The 16932-nt window shown below is 68.4% G+C and carries 15 protein-coding genes and 1 tRNA gene; 8 read left to right on the plus strand and 8 right to left on the minus strand.

Annotated features, from left to right (window positions below; translation table 11 throughout):
• Positions 1–197: 197 nt before the first annotated feature.
• The 4 genes from AAW14_RS11905 to AAW14_RS11925 all read right to left on the minus strand — a co-directional run bounded on the left by AAW14_RS11905 (position 198) and on the right by AAW14_RS11925 (position 5872).
• Positions 198–3137, minus strand: coding sequence for a SpoIIE family protein phosphatase (locus tag AAW14_RS11905; protein WP_265562921.1), 2940 nt, complete (start codon positions 3135–3137; stop codon positions 198–200).
• A 492-nt stretch (positions 3138–3629) separates the two neighbouring features.
• Positions 3630–4022, minus strand: a complete 393-nt coding sequence (locus AAW14_RS11915) for an ANTAR domain-containing protein (RefSeq protein WP_265562923.1) — start codon at positions 4020–4022, stop codon at positions 3630–3632.
• A gap of 204 nt (positions 4023–4226) precedes the next feature.
• Positions 4227–4511 carry a hypothetical protein gene (locus AAW14_RS11920; RefSeq protein ID WP_322741062.1) on the minus strand — a complete coding sequence of 95 codons (285 nt, stop codon included), beginning with the start codon at positions 4509–4511 and terminating at the stop codon, positions 4227–4229.
• A 263-nt stretch (positions 4512–4774) separates the two neighbouring features.
• Complete coding sequence (locus AAW14_RS11925; protein ID WP_322741063.1) at positions 4775–5872, minus strand: serine/threonine-protein kinase; 1098 nt, start codon at positions 5870–5872, stop codon at positions 4775–4777.
• Here AAW14_RS11925 and AAW14_RS11930 point away from each other — a divergent pair.
• From AAW14_RS11930 to AAW14_RS11940, 3 genes are all read left to right on the plus strand, one after another.
• Positions 5772–6317: an RNA polymerase sigma factor gene (locus tag AAW14_RS11930; RefSeq protein ID WP_265562925.1), complete on the plus strand. Its 546-nt coding sequence runs from the start codon at positions 5772–5774 to the stop codon at positions 6315–6317. The genes AAW14_RS11925 and AAW14_RS11930 overlap by 101 nt on opposite strands.
• Before the next feature lie 244 nt (positions 6318–6561).
• Positions 6562–7134 carry a hypothetical protein gene (locus AAW14_RS11935; protein ID WP_265562927.1) on the plus strand — a complete coding sequence of 191 codons (573 nt, stop codon included), beginning with the start codon at positions 6562–6564 and terminating at the stop codon, positions 7132–7134.
• A gap of 138 nt (positions 7135–7272) precedes the next feature.
• Positions 7273–7971, plus strand: a complete 699-nt coding sequence (locus AAW14_RS11940) for a hypothetical protein (RefSeq protein WP_265562929.1) — start codon at positions 7273–7275, stop codon at positions 7969–7971.
• A 356-nt stretch (positions 7972–8327) separates the two neighbouring features.
• Here the strand turns inward: AAW14_RS11940 and AAW14_RS11945 are convergent.
• Positions 8328–8401, minus strand: a tRNA-Gly gene (locus AAW14_RS11945).
• A gap of 501 nt (positions 8402–8902) precedes the next feature.
• On the opposite strand from AAW14_RS11945, the gene dcd reads away from it, so the two are divergent.
• From dcd to AAW14_RS11960, 3 genes are all read left to right on the plus strand, one after another.
• Complete coding sequence (dcd, locus tag AAW14_RS11950; RefSeq protein WP_265562932.1) at positions 8903–9478, plus strand: dCTP deaminase; 576 nt, start codon at positions 8903–8905, stop codon at positions 9476–9478.
• Between the two features lie 7 nt (positions 9479–9485).
• Positions 9486–9995: a phosphoribosyltransferase gene (locus AAW14_RS11955; RefSeq protein WP_265562934.1), complete on the plus strand. Its 510-nt coding sequence runs from the start codon at positions 9486–9488 to the stop codon at positions 9993–9995.
• Between the two features lie 330 nt (positions 9996–10325).
• Positions 10326–10760 (plus strand): hypothetical protein, encoded by a 435-nt coding sequence (locus AAW14_RS11960; protein WP_265562935.1) that lies wholly within the window; start codon positions 10326–10328, stop codon positions 10758–10760.
• A gap of 134 nt (positions 10761–10894) precedes the next feature.
• Here AAW14_RS11960 and AAW14_RS11965 read toward each other — a convergent pair whose 3' ends face one another.
• Together AAW14_RS11965 and wecB are read right to left on the minus strand one after the other, a co-directional pair.
• A complete protein-coding gene (locus AAW14_RS11965; RefSeq protein ID WP_265562937.1) occupies positions 10895–11791 on the minus strand; it encodes a YIP1 family protein in 897 nt (298 codons plus the stop codon).
• 278 nt (positions 11792–12069) lie between these two features.
• Positions 12070–13347, minus strand: a complete 1278-nt coding sequence (gene wecB, locus AAW14_RS11970; RefSeq protein WP_322741064.1) for a non-hydrolyzing UDP-N-acetylglucosamine 2-epimerase — start codon at positions 13345–13347, stop codon at positions 12070–12072.
• A 399-nt stretch (positions 13348–13746) separates the two neighbouring features.
• Here wecB and AAW14_RS11975 point away from each other — a divergent pair, with 399 nt between their 5' ends.
• Positions 13747–14499 carry a WecB/TagA/CpsF family glycosyltransferase gene (locus AAW14_RS11975; protein ID WP_265562939.1) on the plus strand — a complete coding sequence of 251 codons (753 nt, stop codon included), beginning with the start codon at positions 13747–13749 and terminating at the stop codon, positions 14497–14499.
• A gap of 92 nt (positions 14500–14591) precedes the next feature.
• Positions 14592–15833, plus strand: coding sequence for a UDP-N-acetyl-D-mannosamine dehydrogenase (gene wecC, locus AAW14_RS11980; RefSeq protein ID WP_265562941.1), 1242 nt, complete (start codon positions 14592–14594; stop codon positions 15831–15833).
• A 75-nt stretch (positions 15834–15908) separates the two neighbouring features.
• Here wecC and AAW14_RS11985 read toward each other — a convergent pair whose 3' ends face one another.
• The gene (locus tag AAW14_RS11985; protein WP_265562943.1) at positions 15909–16568 is read right to left on the minus strand and encodes a class I SAM-dependent methyltransferase; all 660 of its coding nucleotides are present in this window, start codon (positions 16566–16568) and stop codon (positions 15909–15911) included.
• Positions 16569–16932: the final 364 nt, after the last annotated feature.

Raw genomic sequence — 16932 nt, forward strand, 5'->3', positions numbered from 1 at the left:
CGGGCAGCAGCCCTGGCCCTGGGCCCGGATACCACGCCGGGCGCGGTGGAGCCGGTGCGCGGAAATCGGGGACACCCATCCTCAGCGGCCGTTCCTTCGGGCTCCGTTACTCGAATCTCGAGGCGTGGGGGAGGCCCGTGTCACGTGCCCCGGAAACGGGAGATCTCAGCGGACCGGGTTACGTGCGAGGTCAAAAATCAAACCGGGGCGGTGGGGAGGGGCTGTTCGGTCCAGATGGACTTGCCGGTGCGGGTGTGGCGGGTGCCCCAGCGCCAGCAGAGCGCGGAGACGAGCTGCAGGCCGCGGCCGCCCTCGTCGGTGGCGGAGGTGTTGCGGATGTGCGGCGTGGTCAGGCTGGCGTCGGAGACCTCGCAGATCAGTGCGCGGCTGCGGAGCATGCGCAGCCGGATGGGGCCGCAAGCGTGCCGGACGACGTTCCCGACCAACTCGCTGACCAGGAGTTCGGTGGTCATGATCAGGTCCTCGTCGGCCAGGTCCCAGTCGGTGAGCTGGGCGCGGACCAGGTCGCGGGCCTCGCGCGCCGCCACCGGGTCCTCCGGCAACGGCCACTCGGCGACGTTCTTCGCGTCCAGCGGGTGGGTGCGGGCCAGCAGCAGGGCGGCGTCGTCGATCAGCGCGCCGTGGGCGGGGAGGAGAGCGGAGGTGATGGTGGCGCAGAGGGTGTCCAGGTCGGACGCGTCCGCCGGTGGGGCCGGCATGGCGTTCACGGACTGAATGAGGAGTTCGGCGAGGCGGTTCATGCCGGTGGTGACATCCCTGTCCTTGCTCTCGACCAGGCCGTCGCTGTAGAGGGCGAGCAGGCTGTCGGCGGGCAGTAGGGTCTCGAGGGTTTCGAAGGGTGGAGTGGCCACCCCCAGCGGAGGGTCCGGGGTCATGGACAGGAAGCTGACGGTGCCGTCGGGGTGGGCCACTGCCGGGGGCGGCTGACCGGCGCTGGCGTATGACAGACGCTGGGTCACCGGGTCGTAGATGCCGTACAGGCAGGTTGCGAAGACATCGGTGCCCGGCTCGCCGACGATGTCGTTGAGGTGGCCGAGGATTTCGTCGGGCGGCAGCTCCAGCTCCGAGAGGGTGCGGACGGCCGTGCGGAGCCCGCCCATGGTGGCGGCCTCGGCCATGCCGTGGCCCATGACGTCGCCGATCACGAGCGCCACGCGGGCCGCGGAGAGCGGGATCACGTCGTACCAGTCGCCGCCGACGTCGGCTCCCTGCTTGGCCGGCTGGTAGCGCGCTGCGGCCGTCACCTCGGGCAGTTCCGGCAGTGCCTGCGGCAGCAGGCTGCGCTGGAGGGTACGGGCTCGGGTCGTCGCCTCGTCGTAGAGACCGGCTCGCTCCAGGGCCTGCGCGATCAGTCCGCTGAGCGCGGTCAGCAGCGTTCGTTCGTCGTCGTCCAGCACCCGCGGCCGGCCGAAGCAGATCACCGCCGCGCCGATCCCGCGCCCCGACACCGCCAGGGGCAGAAAGACCCACGCCTGCTTGCCGCCCTCCCGGATCAGGAGCTCGGCCCCCGGGTAATGCTTGAGGAACTCCTCCGGGGAGGAGATGTGGAGGGGGGTGCGGGTGCGCAGGGCGTCCCCCACCGGGTTCGTGGTGTCCCTCACTGTCCACTGCCCGTCCAGCAGCCGGGTGAAGCTCTCCGAATATCCCCGGGAGCCGACCACGGTCAGCCGGTCGCCGACCACGCCGAGCATGATGAGACCGGTGGCCCCGAGGGGTGTCATCACGCCGTCGGCCACCGCCGCCATCACATCCTGGGCCGTGACGGCCTCGGCCAGCTCCCGCGTGATCTGCTGCACCAGGGCCGACCGCTCAGCGGCCGATCGCTCGGCTGCGGCCCGCTCGACCTCCCGCAGATGCCGCTCGGTGGTGTCGGTGATGTACAGCGTGAGGCCTTCCGGCACCGGCACCAGCCGCAGGTGGTACCAGGACGTCCCGTCCGGCCACGGTATGTCGAACCCGGCCGGCCGGCCCTCGGCCGCCGTGGCCCGGCACCGTTCCTCCAGCCCCCGCACGGCACCTACCGCGGGAACGTTCCAGAACACGGCTCCGGCCACATCTCCCGCGGCGCCGAAGAGCCGCTCGGCGGCCTGATTGAGAAATCCGATGCGCCAGTCCGTGTCCAGCGAAACGAAGCCGTCGCTCATGTGTCGCAGCGCCCGCCCCACCGACTCGGCGACGGCGTGCGTTTCGCTGCTGTCCCGGAGGGTGCCGGTCACCTTCACCGGTGTCCCCTCTTCGTCCGTGATCGTCCGGGCATGGGCCTCGATCCAGAGATATGTGCCGTCCTGGCGCCGGATCCGGTACTCGTTCTGGAAGCCGCCGCGCAGTTGGATGCCCGTGTCGAAGCCGGCTACCGCCCCCGGCAGATCGTCCGGGTGGATCAGCGCTGCCCACGCCTCGATGCCGCCGCTCATCACCCTCGGATCGATGCCGGCCAGCACCTCATCGACGGGCCGCTCGGACGTCAGCTCGCCGGTGCGCAGGTCCCAGGTGTACGTGATGGAGGGCGCCCCTTCCACGTCCCACGGGAGAGCCTCACGTGGCACTGGCCCGTTCTCGAGGGCGCGCAGCAGGGTGGGGGACGGATTGAGGATCCCGGACGACCTGAGCCTCCCGGACATCCAGGCCGCCACCTCGCCGAGAAACGCGCGTTCCGCCGCGCCGGGCTCGGCGCCCGGGGCGAACAGGACGGAGAGCGCGCCGCGTCGCCGGCCGCCGCCCGGAAGCCGGCCACCGCCCGGAATGGGAACGGCCAGGTGACCGATGCCGGCGGGGAGTCGGGAAGGCCACAGGGCGGCAGGGTTCCGGCCGGGCACCGGGTCGGGCGGGGCCAGGTCGGACTGCCAGGTGACGGTGTCGTCGAAGGCAGCCCTGCTGGGCGGCGCCGTGCCCCGTACCGGGATGATCAGCCAGGGCCGGGTCATCGACTCGGGCAGGCCACTGTCGGCTACCAGGTAGAGGATGCCGCTCATGCCGCCGCCCGGGAGATGCACCATGCCGCCGAGGCCGTGCACCTCGGCTATCGCCTGCTGGAGCGCGGTCAGCAGCACGTCGACATCGCGCCGGTCCTCGTCCACGTCGTCGAGCAGCCGCATCCGCATGCGGTGTCGTTCCAAGGGCCGCACGCTCTGTATGGTCCGCAGGCTCTGCGGCTGGTGCAACGGATGGGGGGCGCGGGGCATGGACGGGCCGCTGTTGTCCGCATCGCCGTCTCTGGCATTCACCACTGCCAACTGTCGCCTCCGCTCACCGCTTGGGTATCCGCCGGGCCGCATGTGATCGGATATGGATCTTCAGCGATCTACATCCGTTGAATTCACCCTGATCGTAATTAGTCCTGATCCAAGTAATTTAGGTTATTTCATCTGTTTTGGGGAGCCTCTCGCGTCCGATCAAACCGCCTTGACTCACCCTCCGTTACCACTCGGAACCTTTCCGTCGGCTTGGACGGTCCTCTTGGTAGGTACAGCGGCGGTGGCTGATGAGGGCGCCGGCGATGCCGACGAAGGCGAGGAAGTGCCCGGTTTTGCGCGCGTAGCCGCGGTGCAGGCGTCGGCATCCGTTCAGTCAGGACTCGTTCGTTCCACGACCCAGCGGTGGGTCGCACGTCACGCGCCCGGCCGCCCTTCCCAGGTCACGGCCCCTTCTGGGGACTGGTGGGCGGGAGAGCAGGCCTGGTACCGGGCTACCGCTCGCCGTAGTTCCTCCAGTTCGGCGTCCGGCAGGCTGCCACCGCGAGCGAATTTCAGCACATCTTCGGCGACGACGCGCAGCTTCATGTTGGTGCGCTGTGAGACGTCCCGCAGGGCCCGCCAGGCCTCTTCGGGTGGAATCTGCCCGAGAACCACCAGGGCGCCCATGGCCTGGTCGATGACCGCGTGCGAGGTCACGGCCTGCTGGAGCTGCTCGTTTTCCGCCTGAAGCCGCTCATTCTCCATCGCGAGGTCGGTGGCGGACAGCAGTTCCAGGGGGCGGTGCTTGGAGAAGGCGAAGAACGCCATGAGATCACCCGGTCGAAGGGGGCGGGGACTCTGTACGGCTACCCCGCCTGCATGGAAACAGTTTCCCGTACGCAACCTTTACCTGCGACCTGAACGCGTGACGCGTTTTCCGCCTCCCCCGCAACGGTCGAACAACGGGGCAGTCGCCTCGGACAGCAGGACTGGTTTCCGCTGGTCCCGGACTCGCCGGCGGTCCGGCCCCAGTCAGGCCTGCCTCGTGGCCCTGATCAGTGGGGCGGACAAGCCCGGCGCCGTCCAGCAGTCCGGCCCGCCACCCTGGCGCGGCCAGACTTCCGGCCCTCCGCCGTGCCACTCGATCAGGTCCGATTCGGCCACATCCAACTCGTCCCCGGCCATCAGCCCGGTGTATCGGAGGAACACCGTCAAGTCGTGCAACGAATACGCCGTGCCCAGGATCTCGTCGTCGACGCGTAGGCGGCGGCCGCCAGATCCGCAGGGCGCCTCCACGATCACGGAACACTCGACCATGAGCTCAGCTTCTCCCAGTCAAAGCCCGACCGCATTTCGAGGCGTGATCTGCGGCAGGCGGCCCCGCGCCTGTGTACCAGGCAGCGTCGGCCCGCATGCCACCGCCACCACGATCCGACCTCCATCGGTAACACAAAGCGACTTTGACCTGCACCGTTCGGGATCGCCGTTGGCCCCCGTGCCCGAGGTTGGAATGTGGCCGCCGCGCTTGGCGCGGCCCTCGGCGTCGGCTCCCGTACGGCGCCGGCGCTCTCCTCGTTGGCTCAGCGGACCAACCAGGACAGCATCGCTGTCACCAGGTACACGACGACCGCCGCCAGCCAAACCGCAAGGCGTGTCGGCCGCGAAGACCTGGCCGGCGCCCACTCCTCTCCTCCCCGTGACAGCAGCGCATCCGCGAACGCCTGCGCGGTTTGGGGTCGGTCCTCAGGATCTACGGACAGCGCAGCACGAAGAAGTGTGTCGACGCCGTTCGAAACCCCCGGCTCCCTGGGGATCGTTGGCAACGAAGACGTGGATGCCTGCTCTGTCGTGAGGATTGCGCGACCGCCCGAACCGAACGGCTTTCGTCCGGTCAGTAGTTCGAACGTCACGACACCGAGGGCGTACACGTCGGCTCGACCATCGAACCCGCCGGTTTGGAAGGCCTGCTCGGGCGCCATGTACGCGGGAGTGCCCGTGGTCACGGTCAACCCCGACGCGTCAGCGAGTTGCTTCGCACTGCCGAGGTCCGCGACAAGTACGGCAGTGGGCGTGCGGCCGGCGTCGAGCAGGAGGTTCGACGGCTTGATGTCGCGGTGGATGACGCCTGAGTCATGAAGCACCTGAACCGCGTATCCGGCCTCGGCTGCCAGATGGAGTGCCTCAGCAGGCCGGCAGTGCCCGATCTTCTCGGCCAGCGTGCCGCCTCGGACGTAGTCCATGACGAAGTAGGGCCGGTCGTCCTGGACACCGACGTCGTGAACTCGTACGACACGAGGGCTGGAGATCCTGCGGAGCAGCCTCGCCTCCGCCAGAAATCGTTGTCGTACATCGGCGTTCGACGCCCAGTTGTCGGCCAGCACCTTGACCGCGACATCCGTGTCGAGCTCGGGATCGTATGCTTTCCAGACGGTGGCGAACGAACCGGCTCCCAGTCTGTCCTCGAGGAGGTAACGGCCTAGCTTCTGCATGTGGCAACATTTTGCCTGAGGCGTCGGGGCTGGGAACTTCGGTGTGGCCAGGCGGGATTCAGGCCAGACGGGAACGGAAGACAGCAGGGTGATCGAAGAGGACGAGCTGACACAGCTCGTGGCGTCTGCACAGGCAGGTGACCGGGCGTCTTTGGACCGCCTCCTTGCCAAGCTTCGACCCACGGTCATGCGCCGCTGCTCCAGGTTCCTTCCGCACCACGCCGACGCCGAAGAGGCCGCGCAGGATGCTCTGCTGTCCATCAGCACACATCTGCACGAGTACAGCGGGCGTGGCTCGTTCCTCGGCTGGGTGACAGTGATCGCCTCGAACGCCGCCAGGTCCACGTATCGCTCGATGCGTCGGCGGGCGGAGGACAGTCATGCGGTCGTTCCCGAGGGTGTCGACCCTCGCACGACAAGCGTCATCGCGGGGACCCGCCTGGACCTGATGGAGTCGCTGGCCGCGCTCGAGGAGCGGCATCCGGCCCTGGTGGAATCGTTCGTGCTCCGCGATCTCGGAGACCTGACCTATCTTCAGGTCGCTGAGATCACCGGCGCTCCCCTGGGCACGGTCAAGGACCGCATCCACCAGGCTCGCCGCTTCATGCGGGACCGCCTCGGCGGCGGCTTCTGAGGTATCCGACCCTTCCGCTCTCGACCGACATCAGCTTGAGGAGGAGCTGGGAGGTGCTGCCGTGCGAGCTCGGACGATCGTCGTCATCCTGGCGGTAGCCATTGGGCTTGGCCTGTTGACCGGCCGGTTCGTCCTGCCCGCTCGCTCCACTCCGACTGCTCCGACTGCTCCGACAGTGACGCCAGGCTCTGCGTCGTCTTCGCCGGGTAGCGGCTCTGAGGCGCCGAAGCCCGCCAGCGGACCTATGACGGACCGGCACTTGTTGGCAGCTGCCGAGTTCAGGAAGGTCGGGTTCCCCAAGCACATCTACGTGCGGGATCGTGTCGGAGACGGCAGGTACGCCAACGCTGCCTGCGCCGGAGAGAAGACTCTCGGCGAGACCCTGGGAGGGCCGGACGCGCACTTCCGCGGATTGGTGACGAGCAGGGACACGGACGACAGCGACCCCACGCTGGCGGTGAACATCAAGGACCAGGTCGCGCGCGAAGTCGCCGCTGACGCCAGAAGCCCGACATTGGCTCAGAACTTCACCGAGCGCCTCCTGCTGGAGGAAGTGCCCTGCCAGGAGGAACCGGCCACCCACTGGGTCTACGGGCCGACGCACAAAATCGATGTCGCCGCCGGTATCACTGCGAGCTGGATGGGTTCTTACGACGGTGACCTGAACACCACAGGGACCGCACCACGAGGCAAGGAGCCTTGTGGAGGCATCGCCATACTCCGGAACGGCTCTCACTACGGGGTCCTGGAGGTTGATGCCTGCCTGGACACGGCTGCGATGACGCGGATCGTTCGTGCGGCCGTGACACAGCTCTGAGACCACCCCGACCTCGCCGACAGAGGTGAGGTGACTCACACCGATCGCAGCAGACTGCCGTCCAACATCTCCCGTACGTCGTGCATCTCCCCGGGTGTACGAGAACCCAAGCCGCATCGTGACCACACAGGGGATGAGATGTTCGACAACCAAGCAGCCAGCAAGAAGTTCTCGCGCCGCGGTCGTGTCGCAGGAGTAGCAGCCTCCGTCGGTGCTGCCCTGCTGGCGGTGTGCATCGGCACGCATCCTGCTGCCGCAGGCGTGGACACGAGCTCACCGAGCCGGCCGGCAACCGCGCCTGCCGCCACTCATGCCGAGCCCGGCCTCGGCTCCGACAACCTGATCCAGAGGGACGACTTCTTCCAGCAGGGCCTGGCCCCGGTCCGCGCGACTGTGGACTTGACCGGGAGGCAGGCTCTCTCGGCATGCTCCGGCGAGGAGACGATGCGAGGGCTGACCAAGGGGAAGGCCGGCGCCTATGCCGATGTGACCTGGATCTTCGACACCAAGGACACCTTGCTGACCGAATCCGTCGCAGACAGCTCGGCCAACACGTCGGCGACCTCATACGAGAAGCAGCTCAACGAGCTGGTGCGCAGCTGCCAGGACGAGCCGGCTGGTCACTGGTACTACGGCAAGGGGCACACCATCAACGTGAGGGCCGGCGAGGGCAGTTGGTACCCGGTCTTCAGCGGCGACAGCAAGGTTGCCGGTGGTGTCGCGGTGATCCGTAGTGGTCACAGGTTCGGCATCGTCGAACTCTCCGGTCAGCCCAGCGACGACCCCAGCTACATGGAAGGCATCGCGGCCGCTGCCATCAACCGGCTGGCCGACTGATCTTGCTGCGCCACACAGCGTGTCGGTGATCAACGCCCGAACCAATACCGTCGTCGGCACCATCGGAACCGGCATCGGCCCGGACTCAGAGGGAGTGGGGACCGTGGATTCCCAGGGATCGATCTGACGTATCCAAGGGGGACTCGGTCAGTGGCACTCCGACGAGGACCGGCAACGCGAACTCGCCGCCGGGCTCGACGACCTGGTGCGCGCCGCACGTGCGAGGCACCGCAAGGATGCGCGCACGCACCACAGGGAGGAGCCACCGCAGAGCCAATGGTGCGGTCATGGTGCGCACCCTGCCCACCGGTCTAGACAACAAAGAACCCCCCGGTCTCTGACCTGGGGGTTTCGCATGGAGCGGGTGACGAGAATCGAACTCGCGCTCTCAGCTTGGGAAGCTGATGTTCTACCATTAAACTACACCCGCGTAAGACGCCGGTTCATCCGGTGTCCGAACGCTCGCTCACTGTACCTCATGTCGGACCCCCGATGCTGAAGCCGTGGGGTCCGACGTCGTTCCGGGGTGTGGATCCGGCTGCGGCGGGCGCGAGTTGGGGCGTACGGTGGGTTGGGGAAGAGGCGCCGCGCGTGGTCGGAGTGGCCCCTGGAGGGCCGTCCCTTTCATCCCGTAATGTGGCTTTCGTCGTCCGTCACGCCAGTGAGACGAAGGCTCTTGGGGAAGGGACTCTGAGGACTTGATGGAGCGCACCGTCGTCCGTTGTGCCGAAGGGCACGTGTTCAGCACCGCTTCGTTCCCGATGCAGCAGGCCGAGCGCCTCGGCCCCGGCCGGCTCGTCCGGTGTCCGCGCTGCGCCCGGCTCCGCAGTGCGGTTCCGGTGGCCTTGCAGAAGCAGTAGCGAGGGAGCGATCCGGGCGCGCGGGTCATCACGATTGTGGTGGCTCCGCGCGCCTTGCGTATTCTCAGGGAGTGCTTCTCTCAGACAAGGACATCCGGACCGAGATCGACAAGGGGCGGGTCGTGATCGACCCGTTCGATCCGACCATGGTGCAGCCCTCGAGCATCGACGTGCGGCTCGACCGCTACTTCCGGGTGTTCGAGAACCACAAGTACCCCCACATCGACCCCTCCATCGAGCAGGTCGACCTCACACGGCTCGTCGAGCCCGAGGGCGACGAGCCGTTCATCCTCCACCCCGGGGAATTCGTCCTCGCCAGTACGTACGAGGGCATCTCCCTGCCCGACGATCTTGCGTCGAGGCTCGAGGGGAAGAGCTCCCTCGGCCGGCTCGGGCTCGTCACGCACTCCACGGCCGGGTTCATCGACCCCGGCTTCTCCGGGCATGTGACGCTCGAGCTGTCCAACCTCGCCACCCTGCCGATCAAGCTCTGGCCGGGCATGAAGATCGGGCAGCTGTGCATGTTCCGGCTCAGCTCGCCGGCCGAGTTCCCCTACGGCAGCGAGCGGTACGGCTCGCGCTACCAGGGCCAGCGAGGACCCACCGCCTCCCGGTCCTTCGTGAACTTCCACCGGACGCAGGTGTGAGCGAGGCATGACCGAGGCTCGGGAGAACCTGACCTACGAGGCGTTCGGGAACGCCGTCCGCGATCTCGCCCAGGCCATCTCCGACGACGGGTACGAGCCCGACATCGTGCTCAGCATCGCGCGCGGCGGAGTGTTCGTGGCCGGCGGGCTCGCGTATGCGCTGGACTGCAAGAACATCCACCTGGTCAACGTGGAGTTCTACACGGGTGTGGGCACCACGCTCGAGATGCCCGTCATGCTGGCTCCCGTCCCCAACGCGATCGACTTCACCGAGAAGAAGGTGCTGATCGCCGACGACGTGGCCGACACCGGCAGGACGCTCAAGCTGGTGCGCGACTTCTGTCAGGAAACCGTCGCCGAGGTCCGCTGCGCGGTGATCTATGAGAAGCCCCACTCGCTCGTGAAGTGCGAGTACGTGTGGAAGCGGACGGACAAGTGGATCAACTTTCCCTGGAGCGTCCTGCCTCCGGTACGTAAGTCGGGGGAGCCGATCACGCCTTCCAGGGAGGCCTTCTAGGCCTGCCCCCGGCCTGGGTCGATGGCAGAGTCTTTGGCAGACGGGATGGGAGCTCTGTTCGCCGGTTCCGCCGGGCGGGCGCCGCGTCCTCGGGGGAGTCCAAGTCCACGGTCACCCCATGACGTGCCCCGGCGGTAGGCACATGGGCCATTGAGATGATGATCCGGCATGTCTGACCCGGCCCCGGCTGCGGCCGCCGCATCCTGAGGGAGGCCACCCCCCTCGGAGGCCGCCTCGCTCCCCGCGAGCAGGGCACAGTCCGACGTAGAAAGCAGGTCGGTCATGCGTGCTGGACCCGGATCGGGGCGCTTTCCCCGCTATACGAGCGTGTTGACCGGCAGCCTCATGGCTCTGCTGGCCCTGTTCGCCTTCGGCCTGGTCACCCCGGCCCAGGCGACCGCTCCCGCTCATCAAAAGGCATCCCGGGTGATCGCGGCACCGGTTTCGGCGCACAACCGGTGCGGTGGACATGTCCACAATGACCGCCATTCGCGCGTGCGCGGCGGCCGGGACAAATGCAGATACCAACAGGTCTCCCACACCGAGCAATGCGGGCCCGATACCTTCTGCGAGGCCACGGCGACCTGTCCGCCCGGGACGGTGGTCACAGGCGGGGGCATCGGCACCAACACCTTCATCAGTGATCAGGTCTGGCTCTACGAGACCAAGCCGACCAGCGACACCACGTGGCAGGGCACCTACCGCAACCGAACCAACATCACCTTCCCCATCACTGCCTGGGCCGTCTGCGCCAACCTCACCTGACGCCTCAGCCACGTGCCTGCGGGCCCGACCGTGAGCAGGGGCAGCCCGTCACACCGAAAGGGCCCCGACGGACGCTGCGCCGGGGCCCTGGTGCGGGGTACATCAGCCTCGGCTACGACCGCGGCGGCCGTGCCTCAGAACGTGCCCAGCTTCACGATCGACAGGATCGCGATCAGCTGGATGGCCGACGCGCCCAGGGCCTTGGGCCAGGGCAGGTCGTGGGACTTGGAGACCATCAGGGTCAGCAGCGCACCCGCCGCGATCCAGGTGGCCCAGCCCAGCAGCTGGACGAAGGGGGCGTCGCCGCCGAAGAACATCGCGACGACCAGGCGTGGCGCGTCCGTTATGGACATGATCAGCATGGAGAGGCCGACCGTGGGCTGCCAGGCGCCGTCACCGCCGAGCTGGCGGGCCAGGGTGTGGGTGACCACGCTCAGGATGAAGGTGCTGAGCACCATCGCCACGGCCGTCGTCAGGACGATCGGCACCGCGTTGGAGAGAGTGGCGTTGATCGCGTCATGGCGCGCGCCGTCGAACCCGAAGACCGCGAGCAGCCCGTACAGGAAGGTCACGATCAGGGCCGGGGCCCACATCGTGTAGTCGCGCATCTGCAGGAAGGTGCGGGACGGGGACATCACGATGCCCCGCAGCAGGTCCTTCCAGTGCAGACGCGGCCCGATCGGGGGCGCCGAGGCCTGGCCCGCGCGGTAGGTCCCGCCCTGGTTGTAGGGGTCCTCGCCGACGGCGAACGCCTGGGTGTGGCCCGGGTTGTTGGCGGCATACGGGTCCGGGGTGCCCGGGTGGCCGTGGCCGCCGTCGCCGAAGTACTCCGGCTCGCCCTGGCCCCGCGGCGCCTGCCACTGCGGGCGGCCACCGTAGGGCTGTGCTCCGCCGTACTGCTGCTGCGGCGGCGCGGAGGGGTAGCCGTACGGCGGGCCCTGTGGCGCCTGCTGTCCGTACGGGGGTCGTTGCGATCGCGCTTGAGGCGCGCGGTTGTTGTCCCGGCCGCGCCCGATCCTGAATCCAGCCACGTCTTCGAACGTACCCGGTCCCGGAGGGCGGCGTGCCGGGCCCAGGGCAAGGGCCCGGCTTTGCTGCCGAGCTGTGACATCCCCTAGGGGCCCCTGAAGTGGAGAATCAGGGGGGTCTCAGTGACCCCCGGGGTTTTGGGGTACGACACGGGGAAACTTCGCGCCCCACACCCCGTACCCAGGCTCGTAACCCACACCCCGTACCCCACATCCCGTACCCCACGTCACCGGCACCGCGAGGCGGCAGCCTGCGGTCCCGGTGACCGAGGACGGCTCCCTCACTGGTGGCCGGCGCTGCCCGACAGGGAGAGGCGGAGCCCGTCCCCTTCAGGACCGGCGGCCAGGGCGTCGTGCCGGCGAGTCTGCGCCGGGAGGTCGTCCCCGGCCGTCGCCGCGGCGGACACGGCGGACGTGCCGATGAAGTCCGCCGGTGCGTCGGACAGTCCGAACCAGTGGCCCAGGGCCTGCACCATGCGCTCCGCCGCGCGCCCGTCACCGTAGGGATTCACGGCCTGCGCCATCCTGGCGTGCGCCACGGGGTCGTGCAGCAGTCGTGTCACCTCCGCCACGATGCGTGCGCCGTCGGTGCCCACGAGCGCCACGGTTCCCGCGGCCACCCCTTCGGGGCGTTCGGTGCTCTCACGCATCACCAGGACCGGCTTGCCGAGGCTCGGTCCCTCCTCCTGGACGCCGCCACTGTCGGTGAGAATGAGGTGCGCACGGTTCATGAGATGGGCGAAGCCCTCGTAGTCCAGCGGCTCGACGACCCTGACGTTCTCACGTCCCGCGACCTTGGGCAGGATGGCGGACCGTACCGCCGGATTGCGGTGGATGGGGAAGACCACCAGCAGGTCGGGGTGGAGCGCGGCCAGTGTGGCGAGGGCGCGGCCGATGGACTCCATGCCTTCGCCCCAGGACTCACGACGGTGCGCTGTGACCAGGAGCACTCGTCGGGGGTCCGTCTCCAGGAGCCTCACGACGGGGTCGGACACCTGGCCGGCCGTGCGGTCCACGGTCCTGAGCAGGGCGTCGATGACCGTGTTGCCGGTGACGACGACCGATTTCTCCCCGACTCCCTCGCGCAGCAGGTTCTGCCGTGCGGTCGTGGTCGGCGCCAGGTGCAGGTCCGCGAGCCGGGTGGTGAGCCGGCGGTTCATCTCCTCCGGATACGGGGCGTACTTGCTCCGTGTCCGCAGCCCCGCCTCGAGATGGAAGACGGGGATCTTCTGGTAGAACGCGGCCAGCGCACCCGCCAGTGTGGTGGTGGTGTCCCCCTGGACGAGCACTGCGTCCGGACGCTCCTTCTCCAGGACGGGCCGCAGCCGGTGCAGCGTGCGGTTGGTGATGTCGGTCAGCGTCTGCCCCGCGCTGAGGATGTCCAGGTCGTAGTCGGGTTCGATCCCGAACAGCCGGTTCACCTGGTCGAGCATGGACCGGTGCTGCCCGGTGACCGCGACCAGCGGCTCGAAATCGGCCGACTCCCGCAGCGCCTCGACAGCGGGAGCCATTTTGATCGCCTCCGGCCGGGTTCCGTAAACGGCCATGATTCGCTTCACGTTTCTCCTCCGGCTGTGGGGTCACCGCACGGGTGCATATGCAGCTAGCTATCGCGCGGGACCACGGCCGCAGCGCAGGCGAGCACGTCGGTCGGCTGGCCGGATGAGAGAAATCGCCCTTTCAGGTTGTCGGTGATCGGCCGGACCGCTGTTCCCGCGGTCCTTTCGGCCGGGAGCGCCGTGTGCGTCGCGGCGCGGACCGGGGCGTAAGGCGGCCGCTCTCCGGCGGAGACCGGCGTCGGCGGGCGGGGTGGTCCATTCGAGTTGCGTTACCGGCCGGTCGCTCACTTCGCGACGGTGTGGGCGGCGCAGGCGCATAGCGTGGCGGACACGTCCACTGTCCAGGCGGAGGCTATGGGGCCAGACAATGTTCCCGCACCGATGGACCGGTCGGCGCGCTTGAGCGAGACGCTTCCGGTTCCCGTCTGCGGGGTGCCGGTGCACGCGTTGACCCTGGCGGAAAGCGTCGCCGCGGCCGAGGAGTTGATCGCCGAAGGACGGCCTCACCAGCACATGTCGGTGAACGCGGCGAAAATCGTCAGGGCCCGACGCGATCCCGGGCTGGCGAGCATCATCCGTTCCTGTTCCCTGGTCAACGCCGACGGGCAGGCGGTGGTGTGGGCCGGTCGCATGCTCGGCCGGACCCTTCCCGAACGGGTCACCGGGATCGACCTCATGCTCGCGCTGTGGGAAAGCGCGGCGCGCCGGCACTACCGGGTCTTCCTGCTGGGCGCCGAGCCCGACGTGGTGCGCAAGGTGGCGGCCGTCGCGACCAGCCGGGGCGTGGACGTCGTAGGGCACCGCGACGGCTACTGGCGGGAGGAAGAGGAGCCGGATGTGGTCGCCGCCGTCCGTGCGGCCCGTCCCGACCTGCTCTTCCTCGCGGTGCCGACGCCACGGAAGGAGTACTTCCTCGCCCGGCATCTGGCCGCTCTGAACTGCGGGCTGGCGGTGGGCGTCGGCGGGTCCTTCGACGTGGTGGCCGGGCTCAGGGCGCGTGCCCCCCGATGGATGCGCAGGGCCGGCCTGGAGTGGTTCTTCCGGCTCCTGCAGGAGCCGCGGCGTCTGTTCACGCGCTACCTCGTCGGCAACACCGCCTTCGTCCTGCTGGTCCTGCGCGATGCCGTGGCGCGGCGGAACCCCCGCGGATAGCACCGTGGCCGTTCCCCCTCCTCCTCGTCCTTGGGCAATGACTCCGCTCCCCCCGTGTGCTTCTGCCAGACGAAGTTGAGAAAGGAAATCGTGTGTTCAGCACCGTCTCCGTTGTAGGGCTCGGATACATCGGGCTGCCGACCGCTGCCGCGCTCGCCACCAAGGGAGTGGACGTCGTCGGCGTGGACGTCAACCAGGCCACGGTCGACCTCATCAACGCCGGACAGGCGCCCTTCGTGGAACCGGACCTCGCCGTCGCGGTGAGCGGTGCGGTGGCAATGGGACGTCTGCGCGCCTCGTCGAAGACGGAGCCCGCCGACGCGTTCATCATCGCCGTCCCCACGCCCGTGGGCGAGGACCAGGAGCCGGATCTCTCCTGTGTCCGTGACGCGGCGGCGGCGGTGGCCGATGTGCTGCAACCCGGCGCGCTCGTGGTCCTGGAGTCGACGTCGCCGCCGGGAACGACGCTGCGGCTCTCCCAGTGGCTCGCCGAGCGGCGGCCGGACCTGACCTTCCCGCACAGCGCCGGCAGTGCCGCGGACGTGCATGTCGCGCACTGCCCGGAGCGTGTGCTGCCGGGCAGGATCATGATCGAGATCGTCACCAACGACCGTCTGATCGGCGGGGTGAGCGAATGCTGCGGCGCGCGGGCCAAGGGCCTGTACGAGTTGTTCACCCAGGGGCGGTGCCATGTCACGGATGCCACCACCGCGGAGATCGCCAAGCTGAGCGAGAACGCGTTCCGCGACGTCAACATTGCCTTTGCCAATGAGCTTTCGATGATCTGCGACCGGCTCGGCGTCGACACCGCCGATGTGATCGCCCTGGCCAACCGGCATCCGCGGGTCAACATCCTGCAACCGGGCCCCGGGGTGGGCGGGCACTGCATCGCCGTGGATCCGTGGTTCATCGTGAGCGCGGCACCCGAACAGTCCCAGTTGATCAGAACCGCGAGGCAGGTGAACGACACCAAGCCGGGGCACGTCATCGCCGAGGTGAAGAACACGGCCTCGCGCTTCAAGTCCCCCGTCATCGCCTGCCTGGGACTCGCCTTCAAGGCGAACGTCGACGATCTGCGGGAGAGTCCCGCCCTGCACATCGCCTCGGAGCTCGCCCGGCAGGAGGTCGGCCGCCTGCTCGTGGTCGAGCCGCACATCGACGAACTGCCCGCCGTGCTGGCCGAGACGGGACAGTCGAAGCTCGTCGACCTCGAGGCGGCTCTCCACGAAGCCGACGTCATCGTCCTGCTGGTCGACCATGACGCGTTCCGTCCGGTCAAGCGGACCCAGCTGAGGGGGAAGGTCGTCTTCGACACGCGGGGCATCTGGCGGTAGCGCCCGGCGGGCGGCGCCGGCTCTCCGCGAGCCGGCGCGGCGAGGTGGACCGGCCGGGCCGTCGGCCCGGCCCCGTCACCGGCGGCCGGTCACCACGACGTACCAGCCGAAGGGGCGGAGCCAGTCCGGCAGGAGGTAACCGCTGAGGGCCGGGTGCTCGGTGCGTACGCGGACGTCATGGAATTGCGAGAACAGGCTCCTTGCGGACTGCCGGCTGTAAAGACGCACGAGCGGGCGCTGTTCCAGGGCGTCCGCTCCGTATTCGAGCTCCGGAAGATAGTCCCGCCACGTCTGCGAACGCCAGCGAAGCCGCACCGCGTATTCCACAGCCTTTTGCGCGGCGAACATGCTGTGTTTGTGGTACAGCGCGACCAGGAATGTCGCGCCCGGACGCATGACCCGCCACATCTCCGCGATCGCGCGCTCCGGGTGGTCCGTGTGGTGCAGCACCCCGAAGGAGTAGACGCCGTCGAACGACTGGTCCGGGAAGGGCATGTCCTCGGCATCGGCCACCTGAGCGGTTCCGGGACGCCCCTCCAGCTCCAGACGTGTCTGAGTCAACTGGGCGCCGTGGGAGGCCAGGTCGATCGCGGCGGTGTCCCCGGCGAGTGAGGCGATGACGGAGTGGTCGGTGCCGGCGCCGCACCCGATCTCCAGGACGCGCCCCCCGCGGGGCACCCACGAGCGGATCAGATCGGGAAGCCAGGGCTGCAGCGCGTATCGACTGCGTGTCATTTGTTCGTAGAATTCTGATGTTCCTTCCGGTGCGGCTGCGAGGTTGATGCCCGCCGGATTCTCCGACCATTGTTTTGTCGCAGCTGCGCGCGCTTCGGTTTCCATGAAGTGGATGCTACCCACTACGGTTGGAAAAGCGTTTTCCATGGGGCGGCGATTCATGGTCCCGGGATGATTTTTCTGTATTCCGGTGTTGCAGGGTCGACAGAGGAAGTCGCGGCCGTATGTTGGCCTTCGCCCGCACGCCCACGGCCGTCCTCCGGAGGTTCCACTGTCTGTTCACAGCGATGGCCGAAGCGGTAGGGGCGGGGGACCGAGGTGGGCTGTTCTGGCCGAGTCGCACTCCCAGGTCCCCGGGGCGGGG

Source organism: Streptomyces hygroscopicus (genome assembly GCF_026168105.1).
Taxonomy (GTDB): domain Bacteria; phylum Actinomycetota; class Actinomycetes; order Streptomycetales; family Streptomycetaceae; genus Streptomyces; species Streptomyces hygroscopicus_D.